22 protein-coding genes and 2 pseudogenes are annotated in these 23,929 nt (G+C 41.8%); 4 read left to right on the top strand and 20 right to left on the bottom strand.

Going from position 1 to position 23,929, the window contains the following annotated elements:
- Nucleotides 1–296: 296 nt before the first annotated feature.
- Nucleotides 297–707 (top strand): hypothetical protein, encoded by a 411-nt coding sequence (locus F602_RS0104955; protein ID WP_018166860.1) that lies wholly within the window; start codon nucleotides 297–299, stop codon nucleotides 705–707.
- A 702-nt stretch (nucleotides 708–1,409) separates the two neighbouring features.
- Here the strand turns inward: F602_RS0104955 and F602_RS0104950 are convergent.
- From F602_RS0104950 to F602_RS0104930, 5 genes are all read right to left on the bottom strand, one after another.
- Nucleotides 1,410–2,252, bottom strand: coding sequence for a Cof-type HAD-IIB family hydrolase (locus F602_RS0104950; RefSeq protein ID WP_026183313.1), 843 nt, complete (start codon nucleotides 2,250–2,252; stop codon nucleotides 1,410–1,412).
- Nucleotides 2,253–2,495: 243 nt separating this feature from the next.
- Nucleotides 2,496–4,250: a dihydrolipoyl dehydrogenase gene (gene lpdA / locus F602_RS0104945; protein ID WP_026183312.1), complete on the bottom strand. Its 1,755-nt coding sequence runs from the start codon at nucleotides 4,248–4,250 to the stop codon at nucleotides 2,496–2,498.
- A gap of 195 nt (nucleotides 4,251–4,445) precedes the next feature.
- The gene (locus F602_RS0104940; protein ID WP_018166857.1) at nucleotides 4,446–5,825 is read right to left on the bottom strand and encodes a dihydrolipoamide acetyltransferase; all 1,380 of its coding nucleotides are present in this window, start codon (nucleotides 5,823–5,825) and stop codon (nucleotides 4,446–4,448) included.
- 401 nt (nucleotides 5,826–6,226) lie between these two features.
- Complete coding sequence (locus F602_RS0104935; protein ID WP_018166856.1) at nucleotides 6,227–7,222, bottom strand: alpha-ketoacid dehydrogenase subunit beta; 996 nt, start codon at nucleotides 7,220–7,222, stop codon at nucleotides 6,227–6,229.
- Nucleotides 7,223–7,363: 141 nt separating this feature from the next.
- Nucleotides 7,364–8,332, bottom strand: coding sequence for a thiamine pyrophosphate-dependent dehydrogenase E1 component subunit alpha (locus F602_RS0104930; RefSeq protein ID WP_018166855.1), 969 nt, complete (start codon nucleotides 8,330–8,332; stop codon nucleotides 7,364–7,366).
- Nucleotides 8,333–8,562: 230 nt separating this feature from the next.
- On the opposite strand from F602_RS0104930, the gene F602_RS0104925 reads away from it, so the two are divergent.
- The gene (locus F602_RS0104925) at nucleotides 8,563–9,234 is read left to right on the top strand and encodes a trimeric intracellular cation channel family protein (RefSeq protein WP_018166854.1); all 672 of its coding nucleotides are present in this window, start codon (nucleotides 8,563–8,565) and stop codon (nucleotides 9,232–9,234) included.
- Nucleotides 9,235–9,253: 19 nt separating this feature from the next.
- On the opposite strand, the gene F602_RS11030 is transcribed toward F602_RS0104925, so the two are convergent.
- The 13 genes and pseudogenes from F602_RS11030 to F602_RS0104865 all read right to left on the bottom strand — a co-directional run bounded on the left by F602_RS11030 (nucleotide 9,254) and on the right by F602_RS0104865 (nucleotide 21,991).
- Nucleotides 9,254–10,042, bottom strand: coding sequence for an excalibur calcium-binding domain-containing protein (locus F602_RS11030; RefSeq protein ID WP_018166853.1), 789 nt, complete (start codon nucleotides 10,040–10,042; stop codon nucleotides 9,254–9,256).
- Nucleotides 10,043–10,182: 140 nt separating this feature from the next.
- Nucleotides 10,183–10,533, bottom strand: a complete 351-nt coding sequence (gene rbfA, locus F602_RS0104915; protein WP_018166852.1) for a 30S ribosome-binding factor RbfA — start codon at nucleotides 10,531–10,533, stop codon at nucleotides 10,183–10,185.
- A gap of 199 nt (nucleotides 10,534–10,732) precedes the next feature.
- Nucleotides 10,733–12,967, bottom strand: a pseudogene (gene infB / locus F602_RS0104910) (translation initiation factor IF-2); the annotation flags it as partial.
- A 377-nt stretch (nucleotides 12,968–13,344) separates the two neighbouring features.
- Nucleotides 13,345–13,504: pseudogene (locus tag F602_RS11195) on the bottom strand (translation initiation factor IF-2 N-terminal domain-containing protein); the annotation flags it as partial.
- Nucleotides 13,505–13,521: 17 nt separating this feature from the next.
- Nucleotides 13,522–13,860, bottom strand: a complete 339-nt coding sequence (locus tag F602_RS0104905; RefSeq protein ID WP_051070660.1) for a YlxQ-related RNA-binding protein — start codon at nucleotides 13,858–13,860, stop codon at nucleotides 13,522–13,524.
- Nucleotides 13,817–14,113: an RNase P modulator RnpM gene (rnpM, locus tag F602_RS0104900; RefSeq protein ID WP_018166849.1), complete on the bottom strand. Its 297-nt coding sequence runs from the start codon at nucleotides 14,111–14,113 to the stop codon at nucleotides 13,817–13,819. The genes F602_RS0104905 and rnpM overlap by 44 nt, the downstream gene beginning before the upstream one ends.
- A 13-nt stretch (nucleotides 14,114–14,126) precedes the next feature.
- Entirely contained in the window at nucleotides 14,127–15,269 is a 1,143-nt protein-coding gene (gene nusA / locus F602_RS0104895) for a transcription termination factor NusA (RefSeq protein ID WP_018166848.1), read from the bottom strand.
- 40 nt (nucleotides 15,270–15,309) lie between these two features.
- Entirely contained in the window at nucleotides 15,310–15,783 is a 474-nt protein-coding gene (gene rimP, locus F602_RS0104890) for a ribosome maturation factor RimP (RefSeq protein WP_018166847.1), read from the bottom strand.
- 320 nt (nucleotides 15,784–16,103) lie between these two features.
- Entirely contained in the window at nucleotides 16,104–18,647 is a 2,544-nt protein-coding gene (locus F602_RS0104885; RefSeq protein WP_018166846.1) for a M1 family metallopeptidase, read from the bottom strand.
- Between the two features lie 82 nt (nucleotides 18,648–18,729).
- The gene (gene trmB, locus F602_RS0104880) at nucleotides 18,730–19,371 is read right to left on the bottom strand and encodes a tRNA (guanosine(46)-N7)-methyltransferase TrmB (RefSeq protein ID WP_018166845.1); all 642 of its coding nucleotides are present in this window, start codon (nucleotides 19,369–19,371) and stop codon (nucleotides 18,730–18,732) included.
- Complete coding sequence (gene ccrZ / locus F602_RS0104875; RefSeq protein WP_018166844.1) at nucleotides 19,368–20,162, bottom strand: cell cycle regulator CcrZ; 795 nt, start codon at nucleotides 20,160–20,162, stop codon at nucleotides 19,368–19,370. Before ccrZ ends, trmB begins: the two co-directional genes overlap by 4 nt.
- Before the next feature lie 50 nt (nucleotides 20,163–20,212).
- A complete protein-coding gene (locus F602_RS0104870; RefSeq protein ID WP_018166843.1) occupies nucleotides 20,213–21,259 on the bottom strand; it encodes an ABC transporter permease in 1,047 nt (348 codons plus the stop codon).
- Nucleotides 21,260–21,991 (bottom strand): ABC transporter ATP-binding protein, encoded by a 732-nt coding sequence (locus tag F602_RS0104865; RefSeq protein ID WP_018166842.1) that lies wholly within the window; start codon nucleotides 21,989–21,991, stop codon nucleotides 21,260–21,262.
- A 62-nt stretch (nucleotides 21,992–22,053) separates the two neighbouring features.
- Between F602_RS0104865 and F602_RS0104860 the strand changes: the two genes are divergently transcribed.
- Both F602_RS0104860 and F602_RS0104855 read left to right on the top strand, forming a co-directional pair.
- Nucleotides 22,054–22,467 (top strand): HIT family protein, encoded by a 414-nt coding sequence (locus tag F602_RS0104860; RefSeq protein WP_018166841.1) that lies wholly within the window; start codon nucleotides 22,054–22,056, stop codon nucleotides 22,465–22,467.
- Nucleotide 22,468: 1 nt separating this feature from the next.
- Nucleotides 22,469–22,762 carry a hypothetical protein gene (locus tag F602_RS0104855; RefSeq protein WP_018166840.1) on the top strand — a complete coding sequence of 98 codons (294 nt, stop codon included), beginning with the start codon at nucleotides 22,469–22,471 and terminating at the stop codon, nucleotides 22,760–22,762.
- Between the two features lie 25 nt (nucleotides 22,763–22,787).
- On the opposite strand, the gene F602_RS0104850 is transcribed toward F602_RS0104855, so the two are convergent.
- A complete protein-coding gene (locus F602_RS0104850) occupies nucleotides 22,788–23,525 on the bottom strand; it encodes a class I SAM-dependent DNA methyltransferase (RefSeq protein WP_018166839.1) in 738 nt (245 codons plus the stop codon).
- 46 nt (nucleotides 23,526–23,571) lie between these two features.
- Nucleotides 23,572–23,925 (bottom strand): ribosome silencing factor, encoded by a 354-nt coding sequence (gene rsfS / locus F602_RS0104845; protein ID WP_018166838.1) that lies wholly within the window; start codon nucleotides 23,923–23,925, stop codon nucleotides 23,572–23,574.
- Nucleotides 23,926–23,929: the final 4 nt, after the last annotated feature.

Genomic DNA, 23,929 nt, shown 5'->3' with positions numbered 1-23,929 from the left:
TATTGGAAAATGGTAAAGTAAGCATGTAAACGTTTTAGTAGACGGTCGTTTGTTAAAACAATCAAAGTTATCAATAAAAAATATTCAAAATGTTGATTTGACGGGGTTTCAAGGTATTCGTCAAGTTGGCATTTTTTGATTTTTCATTGTTTTAGTTAACGACCGTTAACTAAAACACGCTCAACCCTCTATTGTAGCAGGGGTTTTGGGGTGAAAATAAATAAGAAAGGCAGACTTCATGAAATATAAAAAACGTTTACACATACTGTTTTACCAAAAATTGTGAGGAGGAAAATATGGGAGCATTTATATTTTGGTTGGTAGTAATTGGCGGTGTATTTTGGTGGGTTAAAAGCAGTATGAATCAATCTGCGACCACTAAATATAATGAGATAGTGTCGTTAGCTAATGATATATTATCCAGAGCTAAGACATCTAGATTAGAATTATTAGCCGACCTAAATGAATTAGGAGAAAGATTTAATGGAGCTGACCGTGCTGAATACATGAACTTAGTTCAGGAAAAGGAAACTATTGAAGGGTTAGTTCAATTACTAACCAATAAAGTAATACCAAATTTGGAAGAAGTTACTCGCTGGAGAACAGACACGGCTGACGCACGAACCCTAATAGATTTAGCATTGTTAGAACTAAAATCACAAAGTGGTTACACATTAGAAGAACTGAACTCAATAGTTCCGAAATAAAATGGAGGTTTTTATTATGGGTAATCTTAACGAATGGTATTGTGCCTGTGAGAAAACTCGCGGCACTGGAAATAAATGCATAGAATGTAAAAATGCTATTTTATATAACCTTTCAAGTCATAGATGCACTTATGAATATAATCAATGCCGAAAGAAAAGCGGATGGTGATAAGTCATGATACACTCAAAAGAAATAATAACTAAAGCAACTATCGAATGTCCTATTTGCGGTAAAAAAACAAGCGACAGAGCGGAACGTTGCGGTAATTGCAATAATAAGATTTAGACAGGAGAATTTATATGACTCCAAAATGTTCCAAATGTGGCACTGTGCTTTCCTTTTATCGCGAAATATCAGAACGAGGAAAAGTAATAAAAGTTTGTAGAAACTCTAGTTGCACAATGTATAACTACGAAATCTCCTTTAGTGAAAGATAGTAAAAGGCAGTCAACTTGACTGCCTTTTTGTATAGATGCATGAACTCCGATTATTTAGACTGCTGAGTGTAATATTGTTATTGGCCCAGCTTTTTTGGGTACTATCACCAGTTATTGATGCTATTTCCCATACTTATCATCAATGACCGAACTAAACCAACGCCCCTTTAATACCGTTTTGTTGAGTTCATCCTTGATTTCTGTAAAAAGAGAAGCTACTGTGGACTTCCCTTTCTTCTGTAAAATATTAGTTTGACCAGACTGCTAATCCAACAATCCTAATTTTTCAAAAGCATTGTAAAGGCCATCGTGTTCCACATCATCTGTCACCATGTCGGCCATTGCCAAAATCTCAGGTCCACCATTCCCCATTGCAACTCCAATCGCACAGTATTCCAACATCGGAATGTCAATCTTGGCATCCCCAAATGCAATGGTAGCCTCTCGTTTGTCTCCAAGATGCTGTAAGAGCACATCCACTGCATGAGCCTTGTCAATATCCTTCACCCCTAAATCTCCAAAAAGAGCTGTTTCTCCACGACCACCCCAAGTATTTGCTTCTAGCTGAGGAAAGGCATCTTTTGAGTCTAAATGATCTTGGTAGGAATTAAGAACAAAGCTGATTTTATTGAGATCATTGCGGTATAGTTCTCCACCGTAGACGATACCATGTAAAACATCTTCTGTTTCCTGATGAGCTACCTCTTCTGCTGACTTGCCCTTGTTCATCGCATATATCTTCATGGTTTCACGAGCTCGATCTCGAAAACCTTCACTGGCAAAGAGTCCGTTATTACTTTCTAGGTAAAATTCCAAACCACGCTCATGAAGCCAATCAACAACTGCCTTGGCATCTTCCAAAGAAATAAGTTGGTGCATGATGACCTGATTTTGGTGTTCTACATAGGAGCCATTTCCTCCAATCATGCCATCTAGACCAATCTCACAAAGCTCTGGTTGCATCTCTGCCCTGCTACGGCCAGTACAGGCATAGACTAGATGACCATTTTTTCTCGCCTTTCGAATAGCCCTAATAGCTGATTCTGGTATTCTGTTGTGATAGTCCACTAGCGTTCCGTCTACATCCAAAAAAATAATGTTGCGCATGAGTTTACCTCGTTTCATTGATAATTCCATTATATACTATTCTTGATTTGCTTCCTAGCTAAAAAACGTGAAAAACTGATACTATACTCTGTGTTTTGTTAAATCTCACTCAGAACAAAAACCATAAAAAAACAGACACTATTCCAGAGAAATAGTGTCTGCGTGTTCAAGTAAGAGTTGCTAGGTAAACGATAGTAGTTGAGCTACTCGAGCCTAGATGTTAAGACATGATGCTTACTACTCTTATTTTCTTTTTGGTGGGTTGTGGATAGCCACTCCGAGTACATCCAGAAAGGCTTCATACATTACTTCTGAGAAGGTTGGGTGACCGTGGATAGATGCTGCTACATCGTCAACTGTCAATTCGGATTCCATAATTGTTGCCGCTTCATTAATCATTTCAGCCGCAACTGGACCGATAATATGAACACCAAGGATCTCATGGTATTTCTTATCTGCGATGACTTTTACGAAACCATGCGCTTCATTGGAGGCAATCGCACGACCGTTACCGGTAAAGCTGTTGCGACCAATCAGAATATTTTCCTTGCCATATTTCTCAATAGCTTGGTCTTCTGTCAAACCAACCATAGCAATTTCTGGATGGGTGTAAACTGCTGCTGGTGTGAAGTCCAATTTTGCCTTGTGGTGATTTCCATGGATAGCATTTTCAGCAGCCACTTCACCCATGCGGTAAGCAGCATGAGCCAACATCTTAGTACCATTGACATCACCCGGTGCATAGATACCTGGAATAGATGTTTCTTGGTACTCATTAACCTTGATACGACCGCGATCCAACTCAAGGTTCAGATTTTCAAGACCAGCCAACTGCGGTACACGTCCAATAGAAAGCAAAGCTTTTTCAGAAATGATTTCAGAACCATCATTGAGTTTGATAGTCAACTGGTTGTTGGCTTCAACGATTTCAGATACACCGACAGAGGTCAAGAATTTCATGCCTTTCTTAGAAAGGACTTTTTGTAGCTCGATAGACACTTCACGGTCCATACCTGGAATGATGCGATCAGCCATTTCGACAACTGTTACTTCCGTACCGTATGACGCATAGACTAGACCAAGTTCAACACCAACAACACCACCACCCATAACAGTAAGCGATTTTGGAATTTCACGAAGGTCTAGGATATCATCTGATGTCAAGACCAACTTAGAGTCAATACCTGGAATGTTGATACGAGACACCTTAGAACCAGTCGCAAGGATAATAGCACGACCTTTGATAACCTTATCACCAATCACAACTGTCTTGTCAGGATTTACTTGACCAAGACCGTTGAAAATTTCAACTTTGTTAGCCTTTAAGAGGCCTTGTACACCACCAGTCAAGGTCTTCACAACTGAGTTCTTGAAGTCAACTGTCTTATCCATATCAATAGTGTAATTAGTTGAAGCCAAGTTGATACCACGACCAGCCGCAATTTTCAAACCGTCAAGAATTTCAGCATTTTTAAGATAAGTCTTCGTTGGGATACAACCCTTGTTTAAGCAGGTACCACCAAATTCAGACTTCTCAACAATCGCAATTTTACCGCCTAATTGCGCACCACGGATAGCCGCATAATAACCAGCAGGACCACCGCCGACAACGACCATATCGTACTCATCAGCAGCCAGTTCAGCCTTAGGCGCTTGAGAAGCCGCTACCGTTGGAGCAGGAACTTCCAAACCAGCTGCCTTCAAATCAGCTGTTGCTTGTGCCACATCTGCTGAAGCAGCACCCACTTCAACCGTTTCACCTTCTGCACCAAGATAAGCGATAACTTCTGTTACAGGAACAGTTGCCCCGTTGCCATGAACAATTTTCAGGAGCACACCTGAGTCTTCTGCTTCTAGCTCCATGCTAGTCTTATCAGACATCATTTCTAGAATTACATCGCCTTCATTGACAAAATCACCTTCTTGTTTTTTCCACTCAATGATTTCACCCTCTTGCATATCCACACCGAGTTTCGGCATAATAATTTCTACAGCCATATTTAAGATACCAAGATCGAAGAGAGCAACTAAAAAGAAGCAATACAATCATAGAAAACTCTGATTTTCTACGTGATGTATCTTTTCTCCGGGCTTTGCGCGCGGCTTCAGTTGCATTGTCTCTCTTCGTTCTTATTCCCTTTCTTTTTTATGATTAAGCGAGTAAACTCACTTCACTTTACACTATATTTCTTATCAAATCAACAATTCCAATGGGTTTTCCAATAGATTTTTAAGGTCCACCATGAATTTAGCACCATTCATACCGTCAACGATACGGTGGTCAATCGTTAAGCATAGAGCCATGATTGGACGAATCTTAATTTCACCATCGATCACAACTGGTGTTTGAACAGTTGCTGATACACCAAGAATCGCTGAATTAGGTTGATTGATGATTGGGTTGAAACTTTTAGTACCAAACATACCCAGGTTGGTGATAGAGAAGGTTGAACCAGACATTTCCGCACCTTTGAGCTTCCCTGTCTGAGCCTTCTTGATGACATCTTTTGACGCCACGACAAAGTCTGACAAACTCATCTTGTCTACACCGTGCACAACAGGCACGACCAAACCTTCATCTAGACCGACTGCAATACCAATATTCACAAATTTATGCAATTCAATTTCTTGTGCATCGTTGATCAGAGAAGCATTGAGATAACGATGCTCTTCTTTCATCAAGGTACGCGCCACAGCCAAACCAATCAAATCTGTAAAGGTGACTTTAAGACCTGTCTTATTCATGATTGGCTCAAGCACTTGCTTACGGAGTGCCATGAGGTTGGTCATATCAATGTCATAGTTGAGCGTGAAGGTCGGTGCTGTCAGATAAGAGTTCACCATACCTTTGGAGATAGCTTTACGCATCGGGCTCATCTTGATGATTTCGACACCTTCTGGCAATTCCTTAACTGGCTTCACTTCAGCTTTTGGTGCTGTTTCTTCTGCAACTACGGCAGGAGCAATATGGGCCAGAACATCTTCTTTGACAATTTTGCCATTGACACCTGTACCAGTAACCGTTGCAAGGTCAACTCCCTTATCTGCTGCAATACGTGCTGCCAGTGGAGTGGCTTTTGGTGCTGCATCCTTGAAGTCCTCAACATCGGACTTATGAATGCGACCATTTGCTCCTGTACCTGGAACAACTCCAAGATCAATATGCAATTCACGCGCCAACTTACGTGCTGCTGGTGTAGCACGAATCTTATCACCTTCTTGAGGCTGTACAGGTGTGGATGGAGCAACAATCACTGGTTGACGTCCAGCTGGCACTTCTTCTATAGCTGCTGCCGGCTCAACTGTCGGAGTTGCACCTACTTCTACTGTTTCACCTTCTTCACCAAGATAAGCAATAATTTCTGTTACAGGAACAGTTGCTCCATTTCCATGAACGATTTTCAAGAGATAGCCTGACTCTTCCGCTTCCAATTCCATGCTGGTTTTGTCAGACATCATTTCCAAGATGACATCGCCTTCATTGACGAAATCGCCCTCTTGTTTTTTCCACTCGATGATTTCACCTTCTTGCATGTCCACACCGAGCTTAGGCATGATAATTTCTACTGCCATATTTAAGATACCTAGTCCAAACAGAAAAGAACTAGAAAAGGGGAGCAAGACTAGAATCTGTTATTTCGTAGATACACTTTTGTCGTGATGACAGAACTACGATAAGCAGAAATCTTTAAACTTTACTTCCTCATTTTCTAATATTTCTGAACGGACTCCATTCCTTTCTTCAGTTTTCTTACTGAAAGGAGAACTATCTGATTTTTTCAGATATACTTCATTCCTTTCTTACATTCTTTATCATACAAGATGATAGCCTGCTTACTTTTTAGAGGTAGTATGATATAGGCATTAGCCGATCCTGTCACAGTTCATAGTACGGAGTTAAAACAGTCCAAAGGACTGTTTTAATCAGGTAAATCAAACTAACAAAGTTATAAAAGTAGCAGGTAGCTATCAGCTTAACCCTTGTTTACTTGCTTATAGATTGCCGCTTTGATTTTTTCTACATTTGGCAATACAGCATTTTCAAGAATGTTTGCGTAAGGTACTGGTACATCATCTGATGCGATACGGATAATTGGGGCATCCAAGTAATCAAAGGCTTCGCTCTCTGTCACCATTGTTGCGATTTCACCAATGAAGCCACCTGTCTTATAAGCATCGTTGACCAAAATCAACTTACCAGTTTTCTTAACAGATTCGATAATCAATTCTTTATCCAACGGGATAAGAGTACGTGGGTCAACAACTTCTACGCTGATACCCTCTTCAGCTACTTCTTCAGCTGCTTTCAAAACACGTTCCAACATACGACCATAAGACACAATGGTCACATCTGTACCTTCGCGCTTGATATCCCCTTTACCAAGTGGGATATAGAAATCTGGATCTTGGCTGACTTCTTCTTTTTTACCATAAAGAGCTTTTGGCTCTAAGAAGATAACTGGGTTGTTGTCGAGGATAGAAGATTTCAAGAGTCCTTTTGCGTCGTTAGCAGTACCTGGAGCAACTACTTTAATCCCTGGAATGTGGGTCACCCATGCTTCAAGAGATTGGGAGTGTTGCGCAGCAGACCCGATACCAGAACCAGATGCCACACGGAAAGTGACAGGTGTTTTCAAGCCACCACCAAACATGTAGTTGGTTTTTGCTGCTTGGTTGACAATAGCATCCAGAGCGATGGTAATAAAGTCCATGAAGGTCAAATCAACGATAGGACGAAGGCCCGTTTGGGCTGCACCGACCGCTGAACCAGCAATCGCTGCTTCTGAAATAGGGGTATCGCGAACGCGTTTTGGTCCAAACTCGTCCAACATCCCAACAGAAGTACCAAAGTCTCCACCGTAGATACCTACATCTTCACCCATGAGAAAGACTTTGTCATCTTTGCGCATTTCCTCGCTTTGAGCCAAGTTAATCGCTTCACGCAAGGCCATTAATTTTGTTTCAGCCATGTATATGAATTCTCCTAGTTTATATCAATATTGTGTTACTATGTCATGCTTTTTGTATTCAGACTAAAACTGATTGATCAGTCTATCGTAGCTGTCTGAATTCTTTTTTGCTGTGTCCTTTGGACGCCCTCGTAGCGTGTATTAATCTACAAATACATCTTCATAGGCTACTGAGATGTCTGGATCTGGACTTTCTTGTGCAAATTTCACAGCTGCTTCTACTTGTTCTGCAACCTGTGCTTCAATGGCATCTAGTTCTTCATCCGTAGCAATCTTATTCTCTGTCAAATAAGTACGGTACTTCTTCAGTGGATCTTTGGCTTTCCACTCTGCTACTTCTTCTTTTGTACGGTACACACCAGCATCTGCTGTCGAATGACCAAACCAACGGTAAGATTCTACCTCTACTAATGCTGGACCATTTCCTGCACGTACATATTCAATGACTTCTTGCATTTTTTCGTAGACGGCAATGACATCATTTCCGTCTTCTACATAGTGACCTGGCATACCGTAAGCATCTGCACGAAGGTAAAGATGAGGAATCTTCGTAGAGTATGTGATATCTGTTGAAATACCATAACGGTTGTTGGTGATAAAGAAGATAACTGGCAAGTTCCAAACTGCTGCCAAGTTCATAGACTCATGGAAAGACCCTTCGTTAGTTGCAGAATCACCTGAGAAGGCAATAACAATATTATCTGTCCCAAGGTATTGCTGAGTCAATGCTGCTCCGACTGCTAGGGCATAGCCACCACCTACGATACCGTTTGAACCAAAGTTTCCTTTTTCGACATTGGCCAAGTGCATAGAGCCACCACGACCTTTTGAAGTACCAGTCGCTTTACCAGCAAGCTCCGCCATCATACCGTTGATGTCAATTCCCTTAGCAATAACATGTCCGTGTCCACGGTGATGTGAGAAGATAATATCTTGTTCAGTCAGACCAGCAATTGGTCCAACAGCGGCAGCCTCTTCTCCAACTGAGAAGTGGGTCATCCCTTGTACGAAACCACGACGCACCAATTTATTCAACTTCATGTCCACATCACGGATTTGTTGCATTTTCAAGAACATATCCAAATGCTGTTCTTTTGAGATAGATACCATAAGTCCTCCAAAAAAATAATTCTAATTCTCTACAATAATAGACCATAATTTCACAAATAGCAAATATTTGAACCGGTTTCTTAGTAGAAAAAACGCTAAAAAACCTATATTTCGTGCGTTTTTTCACAATCTACCCAAAAAAGAAAATTCGTGCTTATTTATTATTTCACAAAATAACGAAAACGTTGTCATCTCTTCTCTTTTATGCTAAGATGACATGGGAGGATATTATGGATTTTGATTTGTTCCTATTGATTTGTAACTATATCGGCACCATTGCTTTTTCAGTATCGGGTGTTGTAAAAGGATTCAAAAAGAATCTGGATATTTTCGGGATTACCCTACTAGGAATTTTAACTGCTGTAGGAGGAGGAATTATCCGCGATACTATGATTGGTCAAGTACCGACTGCGCTGACAGACCCAACTTCTATTTACCTATCTACAACAGTTGCTCTTATCATGTACACGATTGTTCGAATCAAGAAGAGTGATATGCCATTAGAAAAACAAATGTTACGCTTTTTGACAACTACGAACCTAGTCTTTGATTCTATAGGTTTGGCTATCTTCGCCTTGATTGGAGCCAGTGCTGGAACTGATTTGGAATTAAACGCAATGACTTCAGGCATACTCGCCACCCTAACCGGGGTCGGCGGAGGTATTTTACGAGATATCTTAGTGAATGAAACACCTATCGTTCTAAAAGAAGATGTCTATGCTGTCCTCGCCCTAGGTGCAGGTATTTCCTATCATCTCTTAGTTGTCAATCTACACCTACCCAAGGTTCCCGTTTATACGACCCTCTTTATCCTTTTCTTACTGATTCGCTTGACCGTGATTAAATACCACCTACGGTTGCCCAACATGGATAATATGGACAAAAAAATATCCCAGCATTGATTTATGCTGGGATATTTTATTACTCACAAGCTACACCATCTCCATCTCTATCGAGTTTTCGGCTATAGCCTGGCTGACCTACATATAGAGGAGCCGCACCAGCCGCCCGAACCGCTGAGCAGTTTGGATAATACGCACTCTGTCCTGGAACTTGTGCAAATTGTTGTGGCTGTTGCTGTTCAGCCTCTCTGACGTTGATAGCATGATTCACAGCATCTATCCGTTTTTGGTAGTGTTCCTTTTTCTCACTGTTAGGTAATTGCCCCAGTTTATCTGCAGCTGCTTGACTATTTTCCCTAGTCTGTTCCGCTTCCATTTTAGTAACCGCTGCTTCAATTTCCGTTAATAATCGTTCTTCTGCCTCTAACTTCTCTTTCTCCTGTAATTTGGTTTCAATCGTACTAATGCGAGCAGTCAACTTCTCCTTTTGTTCTTTATCATCTAGTAGTTCAACTGCTTTTTTAGCTTCATTGAGACTCTCACGAGAAACTGTCTTTTCCATTTTCCCAACAGCTTCTTCTGCATCTCTACTTAGTTTTTTACGCTTCTCAATAATGGCTTTTCCTTCTTCTATATACTCCTTGTTTTCCTTTTGATACATATCAAAGTCTTCTTGCAAAGAAGCTAGTTCCTCTTTGAGAAGGACATGTTCATTCTGCGAATTCGTCAGTTTTTTATTTAATTCTTTAATCTCACTTGACTGCCCTAGATTAGCCACCAGCAAACAGATAGTGGATAAGGTAGGAATAAGAATAAGAAACTTACTCTTGCCAGATATTCTTTCTAACTTTTGACGAAAAACTTTCATAATCAAACCTCAAAAAACTATGATTTTAAAATAGATATATTAACTTATTATATCACCTTTTACACCATTTATTCAATGTGTATAGATAAAATTTTATTACAAAAAACCACTGTACAACTAAATGCACAGTGGTGTATTTTTTATTTCATATCCAAATTCCGCAGCATTTCATCGATTTTATTTCCGTACTCGATGGACTGGTCCTTTTCAAAGACCAAATCAGGAATTTTATACATGGTCAGCTTGCGAGCTAGTTCACGTTTGATGGTTCCTGTCGCTTTTTCAAGACCAGTTTGGGCCTTCTGGTTGTCAGAAGCTAGGGTGCTATGAATGGTGTAGTAAATTTTTGCTAGGGAAAGATCACCTGTCATGTGAACATCTGTAATCGTCACATCTTGAACACGAGGGTCACGCACTTTTAACTTCAGGATTTCATTGACTTCGCGCTTGATTTCCATCCCTACACGATCACTACGAAAATGATTGGCCATATTCTCTTCCTTTCATTCTTTCAATACAATTCAAGCTGAGAATACTCTCAGCCTGACAATAGATGTTGTTTTTCCAAACGAGGACTTGTAGACACAAACACCTCAACGAAAACTGAAAGCCGTTTAGACAATGAAAGCACAGGGCAGATAGAACCTTCTGAGTTTCAAACAGTCTAACTGAACTTGGTCTTCGCAGAGATTATTTTTTGATTTCTTCCATGATGTAAGCTTCAATGTTGTCATCCACTTGGAGATCATTGTAGTTTTCAATCATGAGACCACCCTCTTGGGCATTTCCAACTTCCTTGACATCATCTTTGTAATGCTTCAAGCTGACCAACTTGCCATCATGAACAACAACTCCGTCACGAATGACACGGACACTTGAATCACGGGTAACTTTACCATTGATGACCATAAATCCACCAATCGTTCCGACCTTGGATACTTTGAAGGTTTCGCGGATAATAGCTTCCCCGATAACTTTCTCTTGGTATTCTGGATCCAATAGTCCCTTCATGGCATCTTCCATCTCTTCGATGACCTTGTAGATAATGCTATGAAGACGGATTTCAACATCGTCAGCATCTGCTTGCTGACGGGCAATAGGTGTCGGACGAACGTTGAAACCGATGATAAAGGCATTGGATGCTTCGGCTAGAGTCACATCTGATTCGTTAATGGCACCAACTGCAGCATGGACAATTGTCACTTTCACACCTTCCACTTCAATTTTTTGAAGAGAGGAGGCAAGAGCTTCAACAGATCCTTGTACATCGGCTTTGATGATAACGTTGACAGACTTAACTTCGCCAGCTTTAAGGGTATCAAAGAGGTTCTCTAGGCTAACACGTTGAGTGGCTTGACGTTGCTTCAGGAGGGCTCGTTTGGCACGCTCTTCACCTGCTGCGCGAGCAGATTTTTCATCTTCGTAGACTGCGAAATGATCTCCTGCCATTGGCGCTTCATTCAGACCTGTAATGGAAACTGGTGTAGATGGCCCCGCTACTTTTACACGGCGACCAAGATCATTGGTCATAGCGCGGACACGTCCAAAGGTATTTCCGACAACGATTGGGTCTTGTACATTCAGAGTTCCCTGCTGTACCAGAAGGGTTGCAACCGCTCCTTTTCCTTTATCCAAGTGCGCCTCAATAACCGTACCGATAGCACGAACCGTCGGATCTGCTTTGAGTTCTTGAATTTCAGCAACAAGTAGAACTGTTTCCAATAGTTCATCGATATTTTGGTTGAATTTAGCTGAGATTTCAACAAATTCGGAATCTCCGCCCCAAGCAGTTGAGATAACTCCGTGTTCTGCCAACTCACCAATCACACGCTCAGGGTTGGCACCTGGTTTATCAATCTTGTTTATAGCAACGATGATTGGTACTTCGGCAGCTTTTGAGTGATTAATGGCCTCAATCGTTTGTGGCATCACTCCATCATCGGCTGCTACGACAAGAATAGTCAAATCTGTGACGGAAGCCCCCCGCGCCCGCATGGAGGTGAAGGCCGCATGTCCAGGTGTATCCAGAAATGTGATTTTCTTGCCCTTTTCCTCGATTTGGTAGGCTCCAATATGCTGGGTAATTCCACCAGCTTCTCCTGTTGCTACACGAGAGTTCCGTAGTGTATCCAAGAGAGTTGTTTTACCATGGTCAACGTGGCCCATGATGGTCACAACTGGTGGACGCTCAATCATTTCATTCTCATTGAGATAATCTTCTGCGACAAAGAAACGCTCAATGTCAGCACTGTCCACTTCAACCTTCTCTTTGGCTTCGATGCCATAATCTACTAACAGCAGCTCGATAGTGTCCCCGTCCAAGGATTGGTTTTGGGTAACCATGACACCCATCATGAAAAGCTTTTTAATGATTTCGGCTGGTTCGCGTTTAATGCGTTTTGCAATTTCTGCCACACTCATGCCCGCTGTGTATTCAAACTCTGTTGGCAATTCATGGAATTTACGCTCCGTTACTGGTTTGGTAGCCTGATGATTCTTGCCTTTTTTATTTTTCTTACTGTTCCAGTTACTATTTCTTTGATTTCTCACTTGATTTTGGTTACTTCGATTCTTTTGTTGTTTGCGTGGACCATCTTCCACATCACTGCTAAAGTCGCGTTTTTTCTCAATCTTAGCAGCTTTCTTCCGACGAGTATCAACAGCCACTGGTGCAGGGGCTGGGGTAGGAGTGGGACCCAGAGGTTTTGTTTCAATAACTGGTTCCTCAAACTTGATCTCTTTGGCTTTTGGCGGATGCTTCTTTTTGGCTTCTTGTGCTTGACGGAAGCGTTCTTCACTGCTACGCGCATATTCAGCATTTTGCTCTGCCTTCAGGGCTGCAGCGCGCGCCTTAAAGTCAATCTTTGGTGCTGACGCTTGGGTGCGCTGTTGTTGGCGGTTGTCCTGTTGGTCAAAGCGACGGTTGTCATTGCGACGATTATTGCGGTTTTGCCCTTGGAAGTTGCGATCACGGTCACGGTTACCGCCAGAATGGCGATTGTCTGGACGGTTCTGACCACGATCCGGACGACCTTGATTGCGATCGTTGCGCTGGCGATTTTGATTCCCTTGTCCGCTAGCCTGAGCACGGCGCTCCGCTTCTGCTTTTGCACGAGCTTCGCGTTCTGCCTTAAAGTTTCGACTTTGTGGTCTAGACGGCATGGCTGGTTTAGTTGGAGTTGCTGGCTTGTCCCCAGTTCCTGCTTCAGACTTGGTTTTCTCCTTTGCAACTGCAGTAGTTTCAGTTGTGGCATCAGCCTTAGATGCTGGCGCTGTTGATAATTTTGCTTCTACTGGTTTAGTAGCTACTGAAAAGCTCTCTACAATGCGTTTGGCACTGGCATCATCAACACTTGAGGCATGACTTTTGACGTCAAAGCCGAGTTCTTGAGCTTTGGCTACTACTTCCTTACTTGTTTTACCCAATTCGCGGGCAATTTCATTCAATCTCATCTTAGACAATTCCTTGTCCTCCTGTTCTATTCCATAATAGACCTCATTTTCTTAGTAAATCCAGCATCCATAACAGCTAGAACCTTGCGACTCTTTCCCACTGCGATGCTTAATTCCAGCGTTGAAAACGCGGTAATAACTTCTACTTGATAGGTTTTGCTCTTGTCTGTGATTTTCTTGGTTAGGTTGGGACCAGCATCCTCTGCTAAGAAGACCATTGTAGCCTGACCTTTCCGAATGGCTTCTACTACCAGTTCTTCACCTGAAATCAGCCGACCAGCTCTTTGAGCTAAGCCGAGCAGACTCAAAACCTTTTGTTTTTTATTCGAGTCCAAGTTCTCTCCTTTTGACCTTGTGTTCAACATAGGCAATCAGCTCGTCATAAAATTCTGGAGCCACTTCCATGCTAAAAGCACGATTGAAAACTTGTTTTTTCTTGGCTTGGGTAGCCTCTTCATTATCCAACTTGATATAGGCACCACGGCCATTTGCTTTACCTGTTGGATCAATAAAAACTTGCCCCTCTTTATTTTTCACGATGCGCAATAAATCGCGTTTGTCAATAATCTCACCTGATACCACTGACTTGCGTAGAGGGATTTTCCTAGCTTTTGCCATCGAAACCTCCTGCTTACTCTTCTGTAAACTCTGGTAAAACTTCCTCAGCCAAATCTCCGTAGAGCTCTGCTTCTATAGCTTCATACTCAGATGCAGATTTGATATCAATGCGGAAACCTGTCAAATGAGCTGCCAACCGAACATTTTGTCCGCGGCGACCGATAGCCAGAGACAGCTTGTTATCTGGAACGACAACCGTCGCATGCTTGCCATCTTCTGTATCAAAGAGGACGAGGTCTACCTCAGCTGGTGCAATCGCATTGTAAATAAATTCAGCCGGATCCGCTACCCATTCGATGACATCGATATTTTCTTCTGTCGGAACCATCCGATCCAATTTAGCATCATAGCGAGCTGGATGGAATTTACTAGTAATCTTCTTGATATTAGCACCACCACGACCAACAATGGTACCGATAGCATCCACATTTGGATTGTGGCTACGAACAGCAACCTTTGTGCGATCACCAGCCTCACGGGAAACACTCATAATCTCCACAGTACCATCATAGACTTCTGGAATCTCCTGTTCCATGAGACGTTTAATCATTTCTGGATGACTGCGGCTAACGAAAACATTGACTCCGCGCCCATTGTCCTCCACTTTATACACATAAACCTCGATACGGTCATGAGATTGGAAAACTTCACCAGGAATTTGGTCTTGCTTGGACAACTGAGCTTCAATTGTTCCGAGGTTGACATAGATAAAACGATTGTCAAAACGCTCCACCGTACCGGTCATAATCTCCCCTTCGTGTTCCTTATAAGTATTATAAGTAATCGCACGAGTTTGCTTGCGCATTTTTTCCATGATGGTCTGCTTCGCAGACTGGGCTGCAACACGACCAAATTCACCAGGTGCTTCTTCAAACTTAATCTTATCACCTAGTTCATAGGCAGATGAGATTGCCAAGGCATCTTTCAAGGAAATTTCCAAACGGCTGTCAAAGACTTCATCGACCACTTCACGAACCGTATACACATGAAAATCTCCCTTCTTCTCATCAAATTCAATAGAAGCAGATTCAGCCTGTCCATATCGGCGTTTATAAGCAGAACGGAGCGATTCCGTTACTGCCTCGATAATGTCTTCTTTTTTAATACCCTTGTCTTCCTCCAAAATGCGGAAGGCTTCTAGCATTTCTTTACTCATGTTCTTTTCCTTTTTTGACAAAAGGTCCTTTCTTTTTTTCTTAAATCTTAACCGCCATGCGGGCCTTAGCCACTGTCTGATAAGGAATAGTCACTTGCTTTTTGCGAGTTTTATCCATATATTCCATAACCAAATTGTCTCCATCAAAGGAGCACAATGTCCCTTCGAAAACCTTGACCTTGTCAATAGCTTGGTACAGCTTGACATTGATATACTGACCAACTGCCTTTTCCACCGCCTCAGCTGTTTTCAAGGGGCGCTCCAAACCTGGACTAGTCACTTCTAGCATGTACTGTTCTGGAAAAGGATCTGGCTGAATCCCATCCAAGAGCGGACTGATGATTTCCGATAAATCAGCCGTATCATTGAGAGAAATACCTCCCTTTTTGTCCACAAAAATGGAGAGGACATAATCACCACCCATCTTGCCATATTCGACATCCACTAATTCATAGGGAGCCTGAATGACTGGAGCAATAACATCCGTTACTAATTCAACAATATTATTTGCCATCTCTACCTCCTTTAACTAAGATACTAAGGCGTAAGCGACACACAGCAAAACAGGAAAGCCGACGAAGAGGCTGTAGCATCAAGGAAAGCTTTATCTTTTTGCAAAGTGTTGTAGCCGTGTTCATTTTAACTAAGATACCAAGCCTTACATAACAGTCAATGTCTATCCTATGACCTAACCTATAGGGTATCTTAAAAACAAAGCAATACGGAAGGGGCTGGCATAAAGCCAAACCCCTTTCCAACTATTTTTCATTATTATAGCATATTTACAGAATCCTGTAAAGCAATATACCTGATAGAATGGGCTTTTTCGCCATTTTAATAGTCCATAATTGCTTTTTCAACCGATTTCTTATCCTTTTGGATCAATTCTAGACGGGCAGCAATACTCTTGATTCCAATAGAGATATTACGACTAAGTGCCATATCAGTCAACTGTGGCTCAAAGAAAGCCTTGTATTCATCCAACCGTTGCTGAGTTTTGAATATCTGTGCCGGAATATTGACAAAGGAATCAAAACTCATATCTCCTCCTAAAGCCTGCTTAATCCAATCCCAGTCTTCTCGAGCCCAATTCCACATTGCTTCTTGAGCAAAGGAACGACGCAAGAAAGTGGCATACCAAGCTGATAAATCCTGAGGTTTGACTACATCCTTGTCCTTTAAAACAGATAAAACTTTCTTGAGACCCTCGTCCATTTTAAGAAAAGACAGACCTTGAGCCAAATCAGCTTGGAAATTGCTGTCATTGGTTGCTGTATAGGCTGTCAAATAAGACTCTACCAATTCTAAACAACCTGCTTGTCTCATCTCATTTACTAGGATAAAAACCCTGATAGAAGCTGGGAGGTCTTCAATCTTATCAGCATACTGAGCATAGATTTCTCTAGCTTTTACGATAGCCTTGGCGTCATCTGCCCAGAGCATGTGACTAATGGTTACCTGACGGACCATCTCATCCTCATCGGCTTCTCCAGCTACTTTCTCAAAACCAAGTCGATCAAAATTGGTCTGAAAGACAGAACGAACAATTTGCTTCAATTTATCCTCAGTAGGGCTATCTTCGTCCACAAAGCGCTCAATACTGGAAATCAACTGAGCGGTTGCCGATGCCACCAAATAAGAAGTTTCCTTCTTGACTTGACCCAAAAGAGGCACTAAGTCTGCAAAAGAAATGTGACCACTTTCTGCCAACAGACGGCGCTCTTCTAGGACCTGCAACTTAGACTCTATATCCAACCCATAGAAGTCTGTCAAAATCTCTTCCAAAAGTTGACCCTGATAATCAGTGATATAGTGAGCGGTGTTGCCTGTATTGAGACGGAAGGCCCCCTTATCCTGATTGACAGTTGCTAACTGAGAAAAGTTCTCGATAATCAAACTTTCTTGAGTCAAGGTTTCAGGCAGACCTGTCCAGTTGGAATTAAGTGGGATTGGCCAGAGGCGCTCCTTATTCTCATGTTCTCCAATAAAGAATTGTTTTTGACTAAGAATGAGTTTATCCTCTTCTACTCTGGCTGTCACTCGTGGATAACCCGGTTGCTCCAACCAAGCATCCATAAAATCTGCTACATCTTTACCAGATGTTGCTGACAAGGCATCCCAAAGGTCTCGCCCGATTGTATTACCGTACTGATGCTTATCAAAATAAGCCTTGAGGCCCCTTGAAAAGGCCACATCCCCTAACCAGCGACGTAGCATGTGCATGAGGCGACTACCCTTGGCATAAACAATGGCTGGATCAAATAGTGTGTTGATTTCATCAGGGTGCTTGACCTCTACATGAACAGACTGTACACCATCTGTCGCATCACGGCGCAAAGCACTAGGAACGCCTGAAGTTTGGAAATCTTCAAAAATATTCCAAGATGGCTCAATAGCATCAATGGCTACATATTCCATCATATTGGCAAATGATTCATTGAGCCATAGATCATCCCACCATTTCATGGTCACAAGATTACCAAACCACTGATGGGCTACTTCGTGAGCGATAATTAAAGCTACCCGTTGGCGACTGACCACACTGGAATTTTCATCAACTAACAAAAAGATTTCCCGATAGGTGATGAGCCCCCAGTTTTCCATAGCACCAGCTGAAAAATCTGGCAGCGCGATATGAAGACACTGAGGAATGGGATAGTTGACTTGAAAATAATCTTCGTAAAATTCAATGACTCGAACAGCGATATCGAGTGAAAAATCTAAACTAGTCAATTTTTGAGCCTGACTAGCATAGGAGCCAACTATCGTTCCATTTTTAGTTCTCGCAGTCTTGCCATGAAGGGCACCAAGGGCAAAAGCCAAGAGATAAGAGGACATACGAGGGGTGGTATCAAAAGTCCAGACACCTGTTTTTTTACGCTCATCCACTTTGATTTCTGGCATATTGGACAAGGCAATATCTCCGTCCTCTTGGTCGAATTTCAAACTGAGGTCAAAAGTCGCCTTGGCTTCTGGCTCATCCACAGATGGAAACACCTCACGAGCAAAGTGACTTTCAAATTGTGTAGAAATCAATTCCTTCTTCTCCCCTTCAAAAGTATAGTAAGAGGGATACATGCCCGTCATATTATCTGTAATTTTACCAGTATACACTAGTTCAAGAACTACATCCCCAGTCTGCTGGAGGCTGATGTGGATAGCTTCGTTTTCATCATCCACTTGAAAGTCCATATCTTGACCAGCAACTTTTACACTAGTAATCGTCAAATTCTTTTGGTGTAGAGAAATGTGAGCTTTCTTAGCTAGACCAGCGATAGCGACTCTACCGGAAAAAGTTTTCTCTTTCCGACTAATATCCAAAAAAAGTTCATAATGTTCTGGAATGAAATGTTCTATATAGTGTGCAACAGTTTTCATAGTGTACCTCATATATATTATTTACTAGGATTTATTATATCACATTTCCATCAAAAAAAGACCCTGCTCCAGCAAGGTCGTTTTATTGATTAAATTTGGCTTCCACTCGGTAAATCACCTGTCCTAGACCTGAAAACTTTTGTTCATACTCTGTCATGACATTGCCTTCAAAGTCGCTGGCATGCAAATCCAACCAGACCTGCTGGAGGGTCATGCCATACTGTGAAAAGCTAGCTAGGCTGTATTCAAAGAGGCCACGATTATCCGTTTTAAAATGAATTTCGCCTCCTTCTGGCAAGATTTGCTTGAAGGTATCCAGGAAAGTTTTATAGGTTAAACGCCGCTTTTCATGGCGTTTCTTAGGCCAAGGATCGGAAAAATTTAGATAAAGCCTATCAACTTCTGCATCTGCAAAATAGTTGGTCAGGTTAGAGCCATCTACGCGCAAAAGCTTAATATTGGGCAGTCCGCTAGCTAGAACCTTGTCTAGAGCGTAGCTCAATACAGATAATTGAATATCAATTCCAATGTAGTTGATATATGGATTTTGGGCCGCCATTCCCGTCACGAAATTACCCTTTCCAGAACCCACTTCGATGTGGATAGGATGGTCATTACCAAAAATCTCAGACCATTTGCCTTTGCTGGCTTCTGGGTCTAGGATAACATACTGGGGATTGTTCTGGAGAAGCTCACTAGCTCCTTTACGGTTTCTAACTCTCATAGGTCCTTATTAAATTGCTGACGGAAGAGGCGCAGGGCATAGATTTCCTTATTGGCCGCTTCCATGTCATAACTTTCTACATGTTTGGTAATCTGGTTTAAATAGCCCAATTGACCATACCAATAGACCTTGGATAAGACAGTACGATTGTACTTATAGCCGTATTCCTTAAGCCACTCTTCCCAAGCAGAACGCGGGATGTAGTGAGTCAACAAGTAAGCCACATCCATCATCCGATCCGTGATACAAGCTGTTTCCCAATCGGTCAAATAGACCAGACCACTGTTGGTCTCCACCCAGTTCTTGTGATGCAAATCACCGTGAATAAAGGTCGCTACTTCCTGATGGAAACTTGGTAAATGGGCTAGTAAATCACTACAAACCGATTGTAGATAGGTATTTTGACGCAAACGATTAGGCGCATCTTCCTTCCACTTTTCGACCAAGGTTCTTGGTTCTTGATAGGTATAATTGAGTTGCAAAGCCTGATTGAGCAGGCGCTTGGAGAAATGCAATCGCACCAAAATCTGACGAACTTGCTTTTTTCCCATATCTGAGCGTGTCAGGGTCCGACCATCCAGCCACTCCTGCTCCACTCTCTGTCCAACACCCACCTCACGATTCGTCGCTAAAACTGGCGGGGTAAGCTGCTCTCTTGCTAAAGCTGGGATAATAGGAGGCGCTTCATACTTCACAAAAACAGGCGTTCCGTCTGACCGAAGACCTTTATATGCTTTGCCACTATTTCCTGCAATAGACTGTAGCTGCAGGCCATTTGAATCAAACTGCATGCCATTCCTCCTTACAAAAATTCCCTACTATTTTACTAGTTTTATCAGATTTAGTCAATCAATTTCTTCACTTTTATAGCCAAGTAAATATGGTTCAAAAGGAAGCCACCAACCAATAGAATAACCAGATATCTCTTATCCATCAAAACAAAGGAAGCTAAAAGGATTTGAAGACTTAAAACTCCGTACAAAATACCCCGCAAGAGGACAGAAAAACTCCGAATTTTCTGCTCAAGACCGATTGGATAAAGACGTGTCAAATATTGATAATCATACACATGGTAGAGGCTGAGGAGCTGAAACAGAAGTAAATAATCAAGTAATAGTACCAAACCAGCCGCCAACCAGGACACTTGGATAGTGAGAAGAGCTACGATAGAAAGCATGAACAAGCGAATGGTCAAACCAAGAAAATCACCCGATCGCAAAAAAGCTCGTAGATAAAGATATTGCCAAGTTTTCCTAGGCTGTTTCACCACTAGTTTCAAGAAAACATCCAAGTAGGGACGTCTTTTGACACTGGTTGTTATCCCTTTGACCCTAGTAAAGAGGGCAAAAAACTGCAAAATGGTCTGTTGGCGTTTTTTCTCCCTATTAACAGCCAAGTCCCACTGAAAAATTCCGTCTTTTTGGTAGCTAGCCAACTTACTTCGGATAAGGACAGATTTCCCAACTGTCAACACCAACATATAAAGAAGAAATCCCCAGAGTGGTAAGCCCAATTTGAGATACAAAGGAAAGAAAAGTAACTGTCCCAAAACCTGAACCAACCCCCAGATAATCAACTGGCGCTGACTAGCTGCTGCAACAGCCTCTACTACTTGTCTTTCTTTGGTGAGGAAAAAGTACTTATCCGCCTCCTCCAGATAGGTTGCCGTTGTGCCTGCAAAAAAGAGAAAAGCCGTCACTGCCAAAAGCAATATATAGACAGGCCAAACTTGAACTGGAAAATCATCTAATAACTGACGGTATTGGAGAGAGAGAAAACCCAATAGCACTAGTAAAACTAAGACAAAATGGTCATTTAGGACATAGCGACTATACTTAACACAATGTGCCAAGAAAGCCTGCCTACGTTCTTGAAAAATCCTCTTCATCTAGTCCACCTCTTGCTGTGTCAAGGTCAAATAGATATCATTGAGACTAGCCCTTTCCTGACCAAATTCCTTGCGCAATTGCTCTATCGTACCATCCGCCAAAACTTGTCCATGGTGTAAGATAACAAAACGATCGCACATCTTCTCTGCCGAATCTAAAACATGGGTAGACATTAAGATCGAGGTTCCCTTACTTCTCTGCTGGTTTATCAAATCAATCAAATCCTTGATAGCCACAGGATCCAGACCCAAGAAGGGTTCATCCACAATCAACAGGCTAGGATTGACCATCAACGCACAGACAATCATAACCTTTTGCTTCATACCCTTGGAAAAATGAACCGGAAACCAGTCCAACTTTTCCTCCAGACGAAAGATTTTAAGTAGTTTTTCCGCTTCTCCAAAAGCAAGTTCCCACTCCAAATCATAGGCCAAAGCTACTACTTCCAAATGTTCTTTAAGGGTCAATTCTTCATAAAGACTAGGTGTTTCAGGGATAAAGCCGATTTTTTTACGGTAGGCTTCTGATTGGCCTCTTGGAGTCTCACCATCAATGAAAATTTCTCCCTGATAGGGCGTCAATAGCCCAATGATTTCCTTAATGGTGGTAGATTTTCCAGCTCCATTCAGCCCAATCAAGCCAACCAACTCCCCATCTCCTACTTGAAAAGAGACATCCTTTAGAACAGGAATATTGGCATAACCTCCGCTGATTTTTTTGACTTCTAACATGCAATTCTCCATTATTATTGATATAATAATTATAACAAATTTTCCCCTATGAGGTGCGCTTTATGTCAGATTGTATTTTTTGTCAAATCGTAGCCGGTCAAATCCCTTCATCAACAGTGTACGAAGATGAGGAAGTCTTGGCCTTTTTGGATATTACCCAAGTCACCAAGGGACACACTCTTGTTATCCCAAAAAAGCATTACCGCAACATGCTTGAAATGGATAGCGAGGCTGCTAGTACTCTTTTTGCCCGCGTGCCCAAAATCGCTCAAAACTTACAGAAGAAACTGCAAGCCAAAGGCATCAATATCATCAACAACAACGAAGAAGCCGCTGGTCAAACTGTCTTCCATACCCATGTTCATCTACTACCACGCTTTGATGACGCAGATGGTTTAAAGCTGACCTTTGAAACCAAGGAACCTGATTTTGCTGCTCTGGCTCAACTAGCCCAAGAAGTCTTTTTAGGAGAATGATATGAAACTAGGAAACCTTTTGTTAACCGGTACTGCTGCTGCTATTTCCTACTGGCTTGTCAGCAATAAGGACAAGATTGCAGAAGAAATCCAAGAAACCTCTGGTCTCTGGGATGATGTTTCTGCCAGTTATGCCAAGATCCAGAAACAGGCAGACATCATCAAAAACTACAGTCAACCCTTGAAAGAAATGACTCAGGACTTGAATTACAAATTCCGCGTGTACCAACAAGAAGTTGATAGCCATCTACAAGAAATCCAAGCTATCCAAGAAAAATATACAAACAAGAAATAAGCCAAGCTGCAATATGCAGCTTGGCTTATTTCTGACAGATAAAGAACCAACGCTTGCTTTTCTCATCTGGCTCCTTATCCTCAAAATCAGCATAAACTTTGAAAGACTTGAAACCAGCTTGTTCTAGGAGAATATCGTAGGTTAAGATATCATAGGTCCTCTCCTCATGGATTTCATCAAAGCGAGTAAAACGACCATCCTCTTCTTGGATAAAAAAGGTCAATTCATGAACCACAGAATGAGGCGCTTCATCTGCATAACTATCCCAAACCATGGCAAAATCCTCTGCATTTTCATGATAAGAATAACCAGGAAAGACCTCATCAATTTGATAAGTTGAATGGACATCAAAGATGAAAATACCATCTTCATTGAGATGATCATAAACCTGTTTGAAAACATCACCCACTTCGACCTCATCCTGCATATAGCAAATCGAATCCGAGTAGCAGGTCACATAATCAAATTTTCCGACCGATGATAAATCGAGCATGTTTCCTTGCACAAAGGGAATGGCTAGCTGCGCTGCTTGAGCTCGTTTTTCAGCCAATTCCAGCATATCCTGACTTAAGTCAAGCCCAGTCACATCAAAGCCAGCCTGTTTAAAACGGATAGACTGGATACCCGTTCCACAAGCCAGCTCCAAAAGTTTGGCATGTTTCTTTTTGGGTAAATGGCGGAGCGAAAAATCCGTCCATAGATCATAAAGAGTATCATCCATAATACTATCATAGACCCTCGCAAAAGTTTCATAAGATGCCATATCATCTCCTTTTGTTTCTATTAAAAAACAGTCTTACGACTGTTGGTTAAGCTAAATAAGCGGAGACATCTACAAAACTTGCTTCGTGCCAGAGTTTTTCAAGGTTGTAGTGAGTTCTCTCTTCTTCTGAAAAAGCATGGACAATGACATCACCTAGATCAATCAAAATCCAACCACTATTTGCATCCCCTTCAATATGAGCAACACGTTGACCTGCTTCCGCTACTTTTTCACGAATACTTTCAGCAATCGCATCCAACTGTCGGATATTACCAGCACTCAAAATGACAAAGTAGTCTGTCAGGCTCGTCAAGCCATGCAAATCCAAAACAATAATATCTTCTGCCCTCTTATCATCTGCAGCTTTTACAACTAATTCTACTAATTCAAGTTCTTTCATTTGT

Source organism: Streptococcus minor DSM 17118 (genome assembly GCF_000377005.1).
GTDB lineage: Bacteria > Bacillota > Bacilli > Lactobacillales > Streptococcaceae > Streptococcus > Streptococcus minor.
The sequence above is the reverse complement of the archived record's forward strand: the minus strand, read 5'-3'. Positions and strand labels throughout refer to the sequence as shown.